Origin of the sequence: Duncaniella sp. B8 (genome assembly GCF_005304985.1) — a bacterium.
GTDB classification, from domain to species: Bacteria; Bacteroidota; Bacteroidia; order Bacteroidales; family Muribaculaceae; genus Duncaniella; species Duncaniella muris.
In genome coordinates this window covers 507,592-521,330 of the sequence record NZ_CP040121.1, presented here as the reverse complement: position 1 = coordinate 521,330, position 13,739 = coordinate 507,592, and the positions used below count along the sequence as shown (strand labels likewise).

Sequence of the window (13,739 nt, the reverse complement as noted above, 5' to 3'; positions counted from 1 at the left end):
TTGATTTTATTTGCTTATATATATTAAGGTGTAAATGTAGCTTGTTTTCCGACCGCAGTGGCGGGAAATAAGTGCAAATTTAAATAATTTTTCGCCTATGCCCAACAAAATAGGCTCCAAAACCTAATGGCTATTGTTAAAAACGCTAAAAATGAGGCCGTTGAGGCCACACTGAAATTTGGCCGGCGGTCAGATGCCGGAGCGTCTATTCAGGAGGGTTTTAAACAGTTTCTTAAACAGCCTCGAAATGATTCGCCTCGGCGAGGCTGGTTGACAGATCTGTCTGCTAACCAGCCTTGCCGAGGCGGAATATCGTGGGGGACTAATAGCGGTTGTCAGCTGCGGGTCACGGTCAGACCGGAGCGCGAGAGCGACATGTCGACGAAGCGGGCGTTGGGACGGAGCGGGTCGGCATTCAGTGTCTGACGGATGCGTGCGGCGGCTTCCGGATCTTTTGCCACCATGTAGAGATAGCCTCCGCCACCGGCTCCGGGGAGCTTGTAGCCGAGACAGAGATCGTCGATGCGGCGGGTGATGGCCTCGACTGCCGGCGGGTTGGTGCCGCTGTCAAGAGCCATGTTCTGGGCCCAGGTGTCGCGGATCAGGCGCCCCATGCGTTCGAAGTTGCAGCGCTGGATGGCGTCGAACATTTCAAGCGTGTGGGCTTTCATGTGGCGCAGCAGGCGCAGCTGTTTCCCTTCGTTGAGGAACATGTTGCGGACAATTTCGGCGAGAATGTCTTTGGCGGTGCGGGTGATACCTGTGTAGTAGAGCAGGTGGCAGGCCGAATAGCCGGGATCGGTGAACACGGTGTCGGGGAGCCAGTTGACAGCCGGGTTCTGGTCGAAGCCCTTGGTGCTCTGCAGAAGTTTGACTCCGCCGAGCACTCCGCCGTACTGGTCCTGCCAGCCTCCGCCGGTGGTCAGGAGCTGTTCGAGCACGAGAGTGCGCTTGCAGATCTCGTTTTTGTCCCAGGCCAGGGCGCAGAAGACGCTGAGGGCGCCGAGCACTGTGGCTGCGAGGATGCTGCTTGTGCCCAGACCGCTGCCTGCGGGGATGGCTGAGAAGAGGGTGATTTCCAGTCCTGAGCCGAAGTCGAGAAGCTGGTCGCGGAGTGAGGGGTAGCTGACACTGCAGAAACGGGGATGGAAACCTGCAAGCGCCAGTGCGGCCTTGGGGATTGAGAATGGACTGCCTACGCGGTGGAAATCAAGGATTCCGTCAAAGGATTCGATGATTTCTTCGGCGCCGAGGTCGATGCTGCGGCAGATAATGTGGGGCTCCGGGCAGGGCCGCACGTAGGCCTGGAGCGGCTGCTGGCCGTTGAGCTCGATGGCGAAGTTGATCACATTGCCACCTTCCATCAGACAGAACGGCGGGGTGTCGGTCCAGCCTCCGGCTATGTCGATGCGCACCGGGGAGCGGCTCCAGACAATCTGGTCGGAGCAGACGTCGCGCCGGGGGAGTTCCTTGTGTTCGAGCACGGTGCGGGTGAGGCCTTCGCGCAGGAGCGAGAAGGCACGCTCTTCATGGGCCTGCGGGTCGGCTCCGGTGAGTCTGCTGACCTCCGCGCGGAACATCGAATCGCTGATGCGGGTGATCAGCGGTTCGTCATCGGCGAGCGGAGCGGGCATCTTCAGGGAGTCATTGGCAAAGGCCGTTGCGGCTTCGCGCAGGTCGCTCTGATAGAAGACGCTGTGGCGGTGGTTGGCGGCAAGGGCCTCGCGGTTGGCACGGCGGAATCTGCGGCGCTGGTCAACGAGGCGGTCCAGGCGGGCTATGTCGGAGATGCGCTCGGCGCTGATCAGCTCATAGGCCGAGAGGTCGGCTTCTCCTGCGAGCATGGCTTTGATGACGCGGCCCGTTTCGGCGATGTCGCTGACGATGGGGAAGCGCGGGCGGGTCTGCTCTTCGCCGGCAAATTTGTCGTCGATGCCGTAGACGCGCACGGCGAATCCGTCATCGCCCACGGGGACAATGTCTATGCACTGGCCTGGGGCGAGAGCCAGCTGCCAGTCGTTTTCAGGTATGCCTGTGAGGATGTGGTCAGAGGTGAGCTGCCATCCGGCGCCTATGCAGCTGTTTTCAATCCAAATGTTGGTGTTGGCCGAGGTGAATCTGATTCCGGCCTTGGAGTTCTGGACGAAAATTGACGGATGGGGCTTGCGGTCGCGGTGCATGATCTCGCGCTGGTCGTTGACAATGTTCTGTACGGCGAGGGTAGAGCTGATCATCTCGCGTCCGGTGCCGTAGTGGTAGAACTCTCCTCCCGGCAGGGGGACTATGGCTACCTTGAGCTGGCTCAGTTCCGGATCGGCTACACCGGGATTGGTGCCCAAGGCGCATCCGAAGTCTGAGTAGAGGTCATATTCGCGGAGCGCTCCCTCGGCGTCGCGGCTACGCCGGCGCAGCAGTTCCACGGCCCGGTCGCTCAGAAGCCATACGCCTATGTCGGTCAGGTAGTAGCCGGTCTGCAGGAGTGAGTTGAGAGTGTCGACGGAGGGTTTCTGCAACATGCGGTCGAGAATCGAGGGAGTGGAGTGGGTGCTGTAGAAAACGCCGTGGTCTTTGGCTATGGATGAGTCGAGCCAGAGACCATAGCAGACCACGTCTGCCTCAGGCACCGGGGGGAGCTGGGCGGCCGCGCGGATATAGACATCGCCGCTGACAATCATGGTGTGGACGTTGGCCGGAGCGGCGTCCATGATGCGTTCGTAGAGAGGCAACTGGAGGTCAAGCAGGGTCTGGGTGATGGACTGTCCGCGCTCCCAGCGGAACACGGGGACCGGGGTGAGAATCTTGCCTGAGGGTGCGTAGGAGGGGAGGCGGCGGCTCTGCCCTCCGGCGTGGAGTATGATGCGTTTCTGGCCGGCAAGCCAGTTTTCGAAGGGCTCGGCCGATGATTCGGAGGCTCGGTGGCATTCTTCGAGTATCCAGGTGGTGCCGCCGCCGCTGCCGAGGCGGTGGCCGATGGGGTCTGATGTGCAGAAGTAGTCCGAAGCGGGAAGTCCGGTGATTTTATGGAAACAGCCCACGAGGTTGGGTGGGAGCGATAGCAGTTTTTTTGTCATGGTGATGATGGATAAGACAGGGGGTGGGGTGGAGGAAGTTTGGTTTGCTTCTTATTCAGTCTCGCCGGAGTGTGTGCGGCGATAGGCGCGGGTTCCGTAGGCTGTGATGACGATGAAGCAGATCAGAGGAATGGCGAATGAGAGATTGGTCGACGGAAGTCCGCCGGCGGTCACTCCGGAGTCGATGACGAGGGCCTGGAGCGGGGGGAACACCGAACCGCCGAGAATCGACATGATGAGTCCGGCGCTGCCGAATTTGACATTGTCGCCGAGTCCGCGCAGGGCTATGCCGTAGATGGTGGGGAACATGAGCGACATGCAGGCGCTGATGCCTACGAGGCAGTAGACGCCTGAGCGGTCGGTCATCACTATGGCGCCGACAGAGAAAATGGCCGCCAGGATGCCGAGAATTGAAAGCAGGCGTCCGGGGGCTATGTATTTCAGGAACCAGGTGCAGACAAAGCGGCTGCATGTGAAGCAGATCAAGGCCGCGATGTTGAATTTCTGCGAGAGTATCTCGGCGCTGCGTTCGTCCATGCCTTCTGACATGAAGACGTGTGTGCCATACTGGATGATAAATGTCCAGCACATCACCTGGGCGCCTACATAGAAGAACTGGGCTATGACACCTTCGCGGTAGTTTTTGATTCTGACAAGCTCGCCGAGAGCGGTAGAGAGTTTCTTGCTCGAACGGGTGTCGCCGGCCTTCGGCATCTTGAGCAGGCGCACGAGTATGATGATGGCCACGAGCACGGCGGCTATATAGATGTAGGGCTGGATGAGCACCCACAGGTCGTCGCTTTTAATCTGTTCGAATTCTTCGGGCGAGAGCAGGGCGCGCTCGGCGGTGTCGAGTGGATGAAGCCGCTCCTGCACAAAGTGCATGGCCACATACATGCCGGCCAGTGCTCCGATCGGGTTGAAGGCCTGGGCGAGGTTCAGACGCCGGGTGGCGCTTTCTTCCGGTCCCATGCAGTAGATGTAGGGGTTACAGCTCGTCTCAAGAAAAGACAGGCCGCAGGTCATGATGAAATATGCCGCGAGGAAGGGATAGTAGAACCCGGCCATCTGAGCGGGGATGAACATGGCGGCGCCGACGGCATAGAGCGAGAGGCCAAGAAGCACACCGGCTTTGTAGGAATACCGCTGGATGAACAGTGCGGCGGGGAAGGCCATGCAGAAATAGCCGAGATAGAAGGCCACCTGGACAAGTGCGCCTTCAGTAACGCTCATGCGGAAAATCTTGGAAAAGGCTTTGACCAGCGGACCGGTAATGTCATTCGCAAAGCCCCATAGAGCGAAACATGAGGTGATGATGATAAAGGGCAAGAGAAGGCTTACGCCGTCGCGCGACAGCAGCGGAGCTTGTTTTGAAGAACTCATGAGTAATTAGATATCTGTATGATATGAAAGTTTAGAAGGCTTTTTATCCGTGCAAAGTTACAATAAATCGTTGATATTTCACCTATAAATAAGGCGTGATTTGAATGACGCTCGTCAGCAGGAGAAAGTGGGAGGGGCGGATGTTTTTGTAGATCTGAGGTCGAATTTAAGCCGAATTAAACTCGTCAGATAGCGCAAATTCGATTTATTTCCTTAAATTTGCTGCTGTAATGGCAAAGTTTCAGATCAATATTCTCGGATGCGGTTCTGCAACGCCCACGGCGCGGCACCAGCCGTCGTGTCAGGTTGTGAATTTTCGCGACAAACTTTTTATGATAGATTGCGGCGAGGGCGCGCAGTCGCAGTTCCGGCGCATGGGGCTGAAATTCTCACGCCTCAACCACATCTTCATCTCGCATCTTCACGGCGACCATCTTTTCGGGCTGCCGGGATTGCTTTCCACAATGGCACTCCACGAGGTGAGCGGTTCGGTGACAATCCATATATTCCGCGACGGCGCAAGACTCATGAAAGAGTGGATGGATTTTTTCAACCGCAACTCTCCGTTTGAGATCATATATGACGTGATCGAAGAGGGCGAACGCCGCATCGTCTATGAAGACGGCGGACTGACCGTGGAGACTTTTCCGCTCTACCACCGCACCCCCTGCACGGGCTTCATCTTCCGCGAGAAACCCAAACTGCGCCATCTGCGCGGCGATATGGTGAAGTTCCACAATATACCCATAGCCATGCTTCAGGCTGTCAAGGAGGGAGCCGATTTCGTCAGAGAAGACGGCACGGTGATTCCCAACGCGCTTCTGACCTCTCCGGCCGATCCGTCGGTGAGCTATGCCTATTGCAGCGACACGATGATGGACCTGCGGGTAGCGGCTGACATCAGCGGGGTCGACACGGTGTATCACGAGGCGACTTATGATGGCTCGATGGCCGAACGTGCCCGCGAACGCGGCCATTCAACCGCCCGCCAGGCTGCCGAAATCGCACTGCAGGCCGGTGCCCGGCGCCTGATCATAGGGCATTTCTCAAAACGCTACAATTCGGAAGAGCTCCTGCTCCGCGAAGCCGGAGAGGTGTTCCCGGATGTCATTCTGGCCAACGAGGGCCTGAAAGTAGATCTCGAATAAACAGTTTAAACAACGAACTCTTAAATCAAACAGAATACTTATGCAAAATCCCGTCATCGAGCGCATAGCCGCTCTCCGCAAGGAAATGAATGAAGCCGGAGTCAAGGCTGTAGTCCTGCCCCGTACCGACGCCCATCTGAGCGAATATATCTCGGCTCACTGGCATATTGTCCGCTATCTCAGCGGTTTCACCGGTTCGGCCGGCACTATGGTTGTCACCGATAAGGAGGCCTTGCTGTGGGTAGACAGCCGTTATTTCCTCCAGGGAGCACAGCAGATTGAAGGCTCAGGCATAATCCTTATGAAAGACGGCCTGCCTGACACTCCGTCAATTGCCGGCTACCTCTGCGAGAATCTTTCGAAAGGCGACAAAGTGGGTATAAACGGAATGCTGATGTCGATCGACGAGACTGCCGCCCTGCGCAGCCGCCTCAATGCCGCAGGCATAGAGCTTGACGTGGACTTCGACCCGATTGACCGCATCTGGACCGACCGTCCCGCACTCCCCTCCGACAAGATCTTTATCCACGACGAAAAATATGCCGGTGAATCAGCCGCCTCGAAAATGGGTCGCATCCTCGACTCTGCCAAAGCCCAGGGCGCGCAGGCTTATTTCACCTCGGCCCTCGACGAGATAGCCTGGATTCTCAATATCCGCTCTAACGACGTGCCCTGCAATCCGGTGGCAACCTCCTTCCTCTATGTGGCTCCGTCAGGCAGCACTCTCTTTGTCGATGAAGCCAAGCTGACCCCGGAGGTCAAGGCTTATCTGGCAGAGGCCGGAGTGGCTACAGCTCCCTACGCCTCTGTGCTCACCGCACTGGCTGCCCTGCCAGCCGGAGTGAAGGTGCTGTTAAGCGGTTCAAGGGCATCCGGTGCGATAGCCCATGTGCTCGAAGACCGTTATGTCAAGGGTGATTCTCCTGTAGCGCTTCCCAAGGCAATCAAGAACGATGTGCAGATCGCCGGCATCCGTCAGGCACATCTGCGCGACGGTGTGGCTATGGTCCGCTCACTCATGGAAATCGAGCGCACGGTTGCCGCAGGCGAACGCCTCACCGAAATGGACGTGGCCGACATCCTGCTCCGCCACCGTTCTAAAGGCGATCTCTACTTCGATCTTAGCTTTGAAAGCATCTGCGGTTTCGGTGCCAACGGCGCGATTGTCCACTACACCGCCGACGAAACCAGCAACACCGTAATCACCAAAGGCAACCTCCTGCTGATCGACTCAGGCGCCAACTACCTCGACGGAACCACTGACATCACCCGCACCATCGCTATCGGAGAACCCTCGGCCGACATGCGTCACGATTTCACCCTCGTGATGAAAGGCCACATAGCCATCGCCACCTCAGTCTATCCCGAAGGCACCCGCGGGGCACAGCTCGACGCACTTGCCCGCATGCCGCTCTGGAAAGAAGGCAAGAGCTATCTCCACGGCACAGGACACGGAGTAGGCCACTTCCTCAATGTCCACGAAGGCCCGCAGAGCATCCGCCTCAACGACACACTCGCACCGCTCACCCCCGGTATGCTCACCTCAAACGAACCCGGAGTCTACCTGGCAGACCGCTATGGCATACGTTGCGAAAACCTCGTGCTGACCATCCCTTACGAAGAAACAGAGTTCGGCAAATTCTATGCCTTCGAAACCATTACACTCTGCCCGTTTGACCGCTCGCTATTCGACACCTCGATCATGTCGGCCGAAGAAATCCGCTGGGTCGATGACTACCACCGCACCGTCTATGACCGTCTGGCCCCGCTGATGGAAGCCGACGAACGCCAGTGGCTCGCCGCAGCGACCGCCCCCTTGAAATACCCCCCCCTAAAATCCAAACATAAAATATGGCTCTGATCATACCCGTAAGGGGATTTACACCCGAAATCGGAGAAGATACATTTCTGGCTGAAAACGCCACCGTCATCGGCGATGTGGTGATGGGCAGCGAATGCAGCGTCTGGTTCAACACCGTGATCCGCGGCGACGTCAACTCCATCCGCATCGGCAACCGCGTCAACATCCAGGACGGCTCCGTGCTCCACACCCTCTACAAAAAATCGACCATCGAAATCGGCAACGATGTCTCGATCGGCCACAACGTCACCATCCACGGCGCCAAAATCCACGACTACGCCCTCATAGGCATGGGCGCAGTGGTGATGGACGATGCCGAAGTAGGCGAAAACGCCCTTGTGGCCGCCGGCTCCGTAGTGCTCTCCCGCACCAAGATCGGCCCCAATGAACTCTGGGGTGGCGCTCCCGCCAAATTCATCAAAATGGTCGACCCGGAAACATCGCGTGAGCTCAACACCAAGATAGCCCGCAACTATCTGATGTATTCCCGCTGGTACACCGACCCTGACGCACCGACCGATTTCTGACCTCCCCCTCATCGGCAAAAAACAATCCGCAGGCACCTCTTCCGGTTCAGTACGGAAGACACCTGCGGATTGTTTTTTCAGCCAAATTTTGAAAAAGCCATGCAAAACCAAGCTCAAATAATTGGCGGTAATAAAAAAAATCACTACCTTTGTGGCCGTCTAAATCACGGACCACTTGCAAAGTCCTCCGTGAGCCGAAGCTGAAAAGCACTTGCCCGGATGGCGGAATCGGTAGACGCGCCGGTCTCAAACACCGGTGGAGCAATCCATCCCGGTTCGATCCCGGGTCCGGGTACACAGAATAAACCAACGATCACAGGAAGGATGCCGGAGTGGTCGATCGGGGCGGTCTCGAAAACCGTTGTTCCCTTACGGGAACCCAGGGTTCGAATCCCTGTCCTTCCGCAGAAAACTCGAATGAAACCCGCTGCTGGCCAGTGGGTTTCATTCGTTTTACATCTCCCCGCGCCCCCGGCAGAAGAACATTGGGGGGCAGCGATTCCGGAGCCATCCGGCTCGCATCTGACACCCGTTTTTTTGCATAGACCACAAAAAAAGCCCTGCCGGAGCAGAGCTTTTTAATGTTTGTTTCAATTGAGGATCAGAGGCTTTCGAGGAGGCCGGTCTCGGAATCCATAATGTAGCCCGCCACGCGGACATCCTTGGCCATCAGCGGATGGTTGCGTATCAGATCCACAGTCTCGTTCACCGCCTCGGCTGTATCTGAAAAACCATGCAGCCAGCTGTTGAGATCAATACCGCAGTGGCGCATGAGCGAGATATGCTCCTCGTCGATGCCGCGCTCGCGCATCAGGCCGAGCATCTCCTCGGCATCCATCCCCTGCACTCCGCAGCCGGTGTGGCCGATGACCATCACCTCGTTGACCCCAAGTTCGTAGACCGCCACCAGCAGGGAGCGCATCGTGGAGTCAAACGGATTTGTAATCGTGCCCCCGGCATTCTTTATCATCTTCACATCACCGTTTCTGATGCCGAGAGCGGCAGGTAGAAGTTCGACAAGGCGTGTGTCCATACAGGTCACGATAGCGATACGTTTGTCGGGATATTTCGAGGTCTTGAACTGCCGGAAACCCTCCGACTCGACAAACTCGCGGTTGTATTTCAGAATTTCGTCAATCATAATGCAACAAACTTCGGTTGATTTGAAAAATTGCTGCAAAATTAACTCAAAAAATCCTCACGGCGTAAATTTTCAGACGAAAAAGCCGAGCGCTCCAGCCGCTGAACACCAATTCCTTGAAAAACCTACACATGTTCCGGCAGATGAGACATGACAGCCCTCTTCCTCCGATATTCGCCAAGAAGCAGCCGCGGAAGCGACCTGATTATGTCAATGCAGCGGCCTATCTGTTTGCCCGGCTCCGAGAAAATGCGGTGGACAAACTCAAGGTGGTTCCTGATCATCCACTCAGGCGCACGTTTGATATCTTCCGAGCCGTAAAACTTAAAGGCCGCACCGACAGCTATCATCACCCCGTGGCGCAGATGAGGCTTCAGCTTGCTCATGAACCACTCCTGCTTCGGAGCACCCAGCGAAACCCAGATGATGTCAGCCCCGTCGCGGTTCACCATATCGGCTATCGCCTTATAGTCAAACTCATCGGCCCCGCAATATGGCAGCTCCACAAACTGCATCTGCTCTACGTCAGGATTCCAAGGTAAAATGTTTTTTTTCAGTCCTTTAAGTATTTCGGACGACGAACCGAGAAAGATCATGCGGTAGCGCCGGCTGCTGACAATATCCTTGAAAATCGAACTTCCGCAATACTGCGGGAAGCGCTTGCCGTAGATCCATTTTATATAGAGTGGCACATAGGAACTGTCGCAGATGGAAAACATTCCGCCGTTGACCACATCGAGATACTCCGGATTACGGTTGACCTCATTTAGAATCACCCCGTCGGCCACGCACACATAATCGCCCCCCGGCATCTCCACCCTGCGCGCAATAGCCTTGTGGACCTCACCACGGTCAAACTCGTAACGTATGTTGAAATAATTATCCATTTATATATGAGAAGAATTGTTTGTAGGCCGTATTACTGACGGCTTTGGTTGCATAAAGTGTCGTGTATTTTATTTATTTCCATGAAAGGACATCCTTATAGATATTGACCATTTGTCTGATTTTATTGTCCCAGGAAAGTTCTTGTTGTCTTTGGTGGCAGTTTTCCCGAAAACGTTGTAGAGTTTCAGGAGATGCTATTAGTTTGGAAATTGCTGTTGAAAAATCATGTACACTCTGTCTGGTGTTCGTCACGGGTATTTTTACTCCGATCTTATCATTGACAACATCTCCCTGGCCGCAGGTGTCGAAGCAGACAACAGGAAGATTGTTTTGAATAGCTTCTAAAACCACATGTGGTGTGCCCTCGTCAATACTTGTAAATAGGAATAGATCAGAGTCTTTCATCAGTTGATGGACTTCGGTGTTTGGGATCTTTCCATGAAAGGTTATGGCATTCGCGCAATTCAATTGTTCAGCCAGTCTGTTGGCCTCCTTGATTTGCTCTGGAGTGCCACTCCCTGCTACGTGCAGCTGTAGTTCTGGATGCTGAGCATGAAGCGATGCTACCGTTTTGATTGCCAATGGCAATTGTTTCCGGTAGTCGAATTTTCCAACCCATAGAATGGAAAATGAGTCAGAAGACTTTTTGATTGATTCAGTCTCCTTAACATAGCATCCGGTTTCGTTCATGACGATCACATCTTTGCGATGGTGAGTTCGGATGAATTCGCCTACTTCAGATGTCGCGGCCAGAACTTTCACCGCTCTTTTCATCGCATTTTTCGACAGGGGATAATGAAGCATCTGCCATCTGCTGACATGATTCTTCAGCCATAATTTAAATTTGGCTTTAGAATCCAGGCCATCGGTATAACCCAATGAAACTTCTTTCATTGCTCCTATAGGCCCCCAGACAAAAGGAATTCCATCAATTTTCCAAAGTGATCCTGGCTCTCTGAACCCGATCATGTTAAGCTGGTGGATAATATCAATCTTTTGATGATTTATGATTTCGCGAGCGATTTCGAGCGTTTTTTCCTGCCATTTTCTGTAATGCCAGTAAAATCTCCAGTCACCCTGATTCCAGCACATTCTGCGCACCTTATCCGGTAACGGGTTATAATAGAAATGAAGATTAGCCTTATGAGGGAGTTTGTCAACTGCCTCTTCTATTTCTTTTCTCCATTCACCTTCAGTTATCACATGGACGTTACAATATTTAGCCAGGTTAATCACCCAGTTCCATCCCAATCCTTGCTCACTGCCCCAGTTTGGAGCTACAGCATATGCGTTTATCAGAACGTTGATCATAAATTTCGTATAGCTTCCAGATGAATGTTTTCCTCTTCTTCCGTATTGAATCTCTTTTTTATGACTTTAGCCGGATTACCACCGACAATTGTCAGAGGGGCTACGTCTTTAGTAACAACCGAACCAGCCGCAATGATCGCTCCGTTTCCGATTTTTACGCCACCCATTATTATGGCGCCATGTCCGATCCATACGTCGTTGCCTATTTCGGTCGGTGCATCTGTCCCTCTCGGAGACTCCCACACGGGCGTTCCTGCTATATTATAGGAATGCTCGTTGCGTCCGATGAACGAGACATGAGCGGCACATAACACATAATTGCCGAAATGTGCATCAGCCGACACATGGCAGTGTGGACCCAGTTGCACATGATGTCCGAACGTCAGAATCCGGTGAGGAGCGTTGAGATGGACTGTACTGTGTATACGAGTCATGCCGGATGTCTTTATCCACCGTTGTCTTATGCGGAAGCGGACAAAACTTCTGGCCCAATTGGCAATGCTTCGGAGCTTATAGACAAAGTTTGAACGTCCGACAGGCTTGTTGTTGCTGATATTATTTTTCATAAGAGAGTTTTTGGCAGTGTCATGAAAAAAGTTTTTTCAGTTTTTTCCTCAATCCGATCATGCGGATACGGAAAAAGTCTTTCCGTTCAAATTTTTGCATCTGTCGGTCTACAGCTACTTTTGCCGGAGCTTTAAGAGGCCACTTCATCGGCTCGATCTGAAGATGGGCATAAGGATCAATGTCGGAGCTTTCATAGTGAGCGCCTCCAACTCCTGAACAGCCTATGTTTTTTGACAGATTTGTGCGTGGCACCAGACACAGTCCTCTGTTGGACATGATTGAAAATGCCCATCGGGTGTACCATGAATTGACGCGGTCGCCGTTTGCGATATGCCTGTGGTCAGACGACCAGTAGTAGGTCCTCATAAGCCCTTCGAACAGGCCGTAGGCTTTTATGACATCTGAAATCCCGGTCGAAGGCCATTTTGACATTGACATATCCATTCTGGCCCATGCGCGGCGCCAAGTGGCCCATCCCCATATGAGGACCGAATTAGAGAAGGTGTATTCGTCGGCGATATAACTCTCTTTGGGTGCATAGCACTGAGCTGTGACCATCATGACGCGGTCATCATTGGCATAGAGAGGCATGACCTCCTCACACATCCGATAGAAATCAGGTGACACAATTACATCATCCTCGATGATGGCACCCCATTCCACGTTTTTGAAAAACCAGTCGATAGCCGAACTTACAGCCCCGGCACAGCCGAGATTTTCTGTCCGGAACAATGTGTTTACCTCGCATTCCCAGTCTATCATATCCAGTACGGCCTTGCGGGTCTGCTCACAGCGTCCGGCCTCACCCTCTTTGTGTGGGCGCGGACCGTCAGCGGCGATAAACAATCTTTCAGGCTGATATTCTCTGATGGCCTTGAATGCTTCTGCCGTTACATCTTTTCTGTCAAAAATCAGAAAAAGGATCGGAGTCTTATGTGGTGTTTGATTGCTCATTTTTGCCATATGGATGGAAATAAGACATGAATGAAATTTGAACAGAACGTCATGCAGGCCGGAAGCAATCCGGAGTGGCGCCTGCGGAATCTGAAAAACTCAAATGGATTCGCTCCTGTCGGTGACATGAAATGACGCCAGCGTTCGGAAAACGGCTTTGAACTGTCAGCCCACTTCGCAATATTAGGATGAGTGTCACAGATCCCCGAAAAGCCTGGAGCTACCACGATGTTTATGCCCGATTCCGATGCCCGGAGACCATAATCGAAATCACCGAGACTATGGCGGAAGACCGGGTCAAGAGTGCCAAGTTTCCGATAGATCTCTGCGGGAACCAAGACGATGTTTCCGTTAAACGTCCTGCACCGGCTGGTCTTTCCGTTGTCCGTCGGATCAATCAGTCTCATGTCGGTGTCACGTCCTCCATATGTGATCCGATCCGGATTGTCGGAGGCATGGCAGGTGCCGACAATGATACAGCCGGGGTTCTTTTCTGCTGTCCGGATCAGATTCTCGATAGCATCAGAGAGAAGCGTCGTGTCATCATTGAGCCATAGATAGAACTCCGGATCAGATTTTGCCGCCTCATTCCATGCGGCGATCATACCGCGGTTCCAGTAGAGAGAACCGTCACCTGCAACGATTCTCACATCCGGAAATCTTTCTCTGACAGCATCGGCGGTTCCGTCCGTACATCCGTCATCGGTCAGATAGACCTCGATGGAATATCCTTCGGGAACACTGCCCGAAAACAGCGACTCCAGACAGGCAAGAGTCGTCTCTCTTCGGTTGAACACTGTAAGAAGAACTGCAATTCGCTTGTTCATGATCATCTGTTATACAGCTTATATATTTCCTTGATATTTCTTGGCAGAAAATATTTTGAAT

General features: G+C 53.8%; 10 protein-coding genes, 2 tRNA genes and 1 pseudogene. 5 read left to right on the top strand and 8 right to left on the bottom strand.

What is annotated here, in order from left to right; all coding sequences use genetic code 11:
- Positions 1-335: 335 nt before the first annotated feature.
- Together FDZ78_RS02420 and fucP are read right to left on the bottom strand one after the other, a co-directional pair.
- Positions 336-3,071 (bottom strand): bifunctional fucokinase/fucose-1-phosphate guanylyltransferase, encoded by a 2,736-nt coding sequence (locus FDZ78_RS02420; protein ID WP_136409012.1) that lies wholly within the window; start codon positions 3,069-3,071, stop codon positions 336-338.
- Between the two features lie 51 nt (positions 3,072-3,122).
- A complete protein-coding gene (gene fucP, locus FDZ78_RS02415) occupies positions 3,123-4,454 on the bottom strand; it encodes an L-fucose:H+ symporter permease (RefSeq protein WP_107031291.1) in 1,332 nt (443 codons plus the stop codon).
- Between the two features lie 230 nt (positions 4,455-4,684).
- Between fucP and FDZ78_RS02410 the strand changes: the two genes are divergently transcribed.
- The 5 genes from FDZ78_RS02410 (at position 4,685) to FDZ78_RS02390 (ending at position 8,395) form a co-directional block, all read left to right on the top strand.
- A complete protein-coding gene (locus FDZ78_RS02410; RefSeq protein ID WP_136409011.1) occupies positions 4,685-5,602 on the top strand; it encodes a ribonuclease Z in 918 nt (305 codons plus the stop codon).
- 40 nt (positions 5,603-5,642) lie between these two features.
- A complete protein-coding gene (locus FDZ78_RS02405; protein ID WP_137426173.1) occupies positions 5,643-7,463 on the top strand; it encodes an aminopeptidase P family protein in 1,821 nt (606 codons plus the stop codon).
- Positions 7,454-7,990, top strand: a complete 537-nt coding sequence (locus FDZ78_RS02400; protein WP_107031294.1) for a gamma carbonic anhydrase family protein — start codon at positions 7,454-7,456, stop codon at positions 7,988-7,990. Before FDZ78_RS02405 ends, FDZ78_RS02400 begins: the two co-directional genes overlap by 10 nt.
- A 213-nt stretch (positions 7,991-8,203) precedes the next feature.
- A tRNA-Leu gene (locus FDZ78_RS02395) sits at positions 8,204-8,285 on the top strand.
- Positions 8,286-8,308: 23 nt separating this feature from the next.
- A tRNA-Ser gene (locus FDZ78_RS02390) sits at positions 8,309-8,395 on the top strand.
- A 196-nt stretch (positions 8,396-8,591) separates the two neighbouring features.
- Here FDZ78_RS02390 and FDZ78_RS02385 read toward each other — a convergent pair.
- From FDZ78_RS02385 to FDZ78_RS02360, 6 genes and pseudogenes are all read right to left on the bottom strand, one after another.
- Positions 8,592-9,131: a carbonic anhydrase gene (locus tag FDZ78_RS02385; protein ID WP_107031295.1), complete on the bottom strand. Its 540-nt coding sequence runs from the start codon at positions 9,129-9,131 to the stop codon at positions 8,592-8,594.
- Positions 9,132-9,256: 125 nt separating this feature from the next.
- On the bottom strand, positions 9,257-10,018 hold the full coding sequence (locus tag FDZ78_RS02380; RefSeq protein WP_124075582.1) for a WecB/TagA/CpsF family glycosyltransferase: 762 nt from the start codon (positions 10,016-10,018) through the stop codon (positions 9,257-9,259).
- Between the two features lie 73 nt (positions 10,019-10,091).
- Positions 10,092-11,330: a glycosyltransferase family 4 protein gene (locus FDZ78_RS02375; RefSeq protein WP_107031297.1), complete on the bottom strand. Its 1,239-nt coding sequence runs from the start codon at positions 11,328-11,330 to the stop codon at positions 10,092-10,094.
- 38 nt (positions 11,331-11,368) lie between these two features.
- Positions 11,369-11,542: pseudogene (locus FDZ78_RS14930) on the bottom strand (DapH/DapD/GlmU-related protein); the annotation flags it as partial.
- Positions 11,543-11,915: 373 nt separating this feature from the next.
- On the bottom strand, positions 11,916-12,851 hold the full coding sequence (locus FDZ78_RS02365) for a hypothetical protein (RefSeq protein WP_124075581.1): 936 nt from the start codon (positions 12,849-12,851) through the stop codon (positions 11,916-11,918).
- Positions 12,848-13,678 (bottom strand): glycosyltransferase family 2 protein, encoded by an 831-nt coding sequence (locus FDZ78_RS02360; RefSeq protein ID WP_136409009.1) that lies wholly within the window; start codon positions 13,676-13,678, stop codon positions 12,848-12,850. The genes FDZ78_RS02365 and FDZ78_RS02360 overlap by 4 nt, the downstream gene beginning before the upstream one ends.
- Positions 13,679-13,739: the final 61 nt, after the last annotated feature.

Excerpts from the sequence above, each read along its gene's own strand:
- FDZ78_RS02420 (WP_136409012.1), bottom strand. The coding sequence starts at position 3,071 with ATGACAAAAAAACTGCTATCGCTCCCACCCAACCTCGTGGGCTGTTTC.
- FDZ78_RS02380 (WP_124075582.1), bottom strand. The coding sequence starts at position 10,018 with ATGGATAATTATTTCAACATACGTTACGAGTTTGACCGTGGTGAGGTC.
- FDZ78_RS02400 (WP_107031294.1), top strand. The coding sequence starts at position 7,454 with ATGGCTCTGATCATACCCGTAAGGGGATTTACACCCGAAATCGGAGAA.
- FDZ78_RS02365 (WP_124075581.1), bottom strand. The coding sequence starts at position 12,851 with ATGAGCAATCAAACACCACATAAGACTCCGATCCTTTTTCTGATTTTT.
- fucP (WP_107031291.1), bottom strand. The coding sequence starts at position 4,454 with ATGAGTTCTTCAAAACAAGCTCCGCTGCTGTCGCGCGACGGCGTAAGC.
- FDZ78_RS02410 (WP_136409011.1), top strand. The coding sequence starts at position 4,685 with ATGGCAAAGTTTCAGATCAATATTCTCGGATGCGGTTCTGCAACGCCC.
- FDZ78_RS02375 (WP_107031297.1), bottom strand. The coding sequence starts at position 11,330 with ATGATCAACGTTCTGATAAACGCATATGCTGTAGCTCCAAACTGGGGC.
- FDZ78_RS02405 (WP_137426173.1), top strand. The coding sequence starts at position 5,643 with ATGCAAAATCCCGTCATCGAGCGCATAGCCGCTCTCCGCAAGGAAATG.
- FDZ78_RS02360 (WP_136409009.1), bottom strand. The coding sequence starts at position 13,678 with ATGAACAAGCGAATTGCAGTTCTTCTTACAGTGTTCAACCGAAGAGAG.
- FDZ78_RS02385 (WP_107031295.1), bottom strand. The coding sequence starts at position 9,131 with ATGATTGACGAAATTCTGAAATACAACCGCGAGTTTGTCGAGTCGGAG.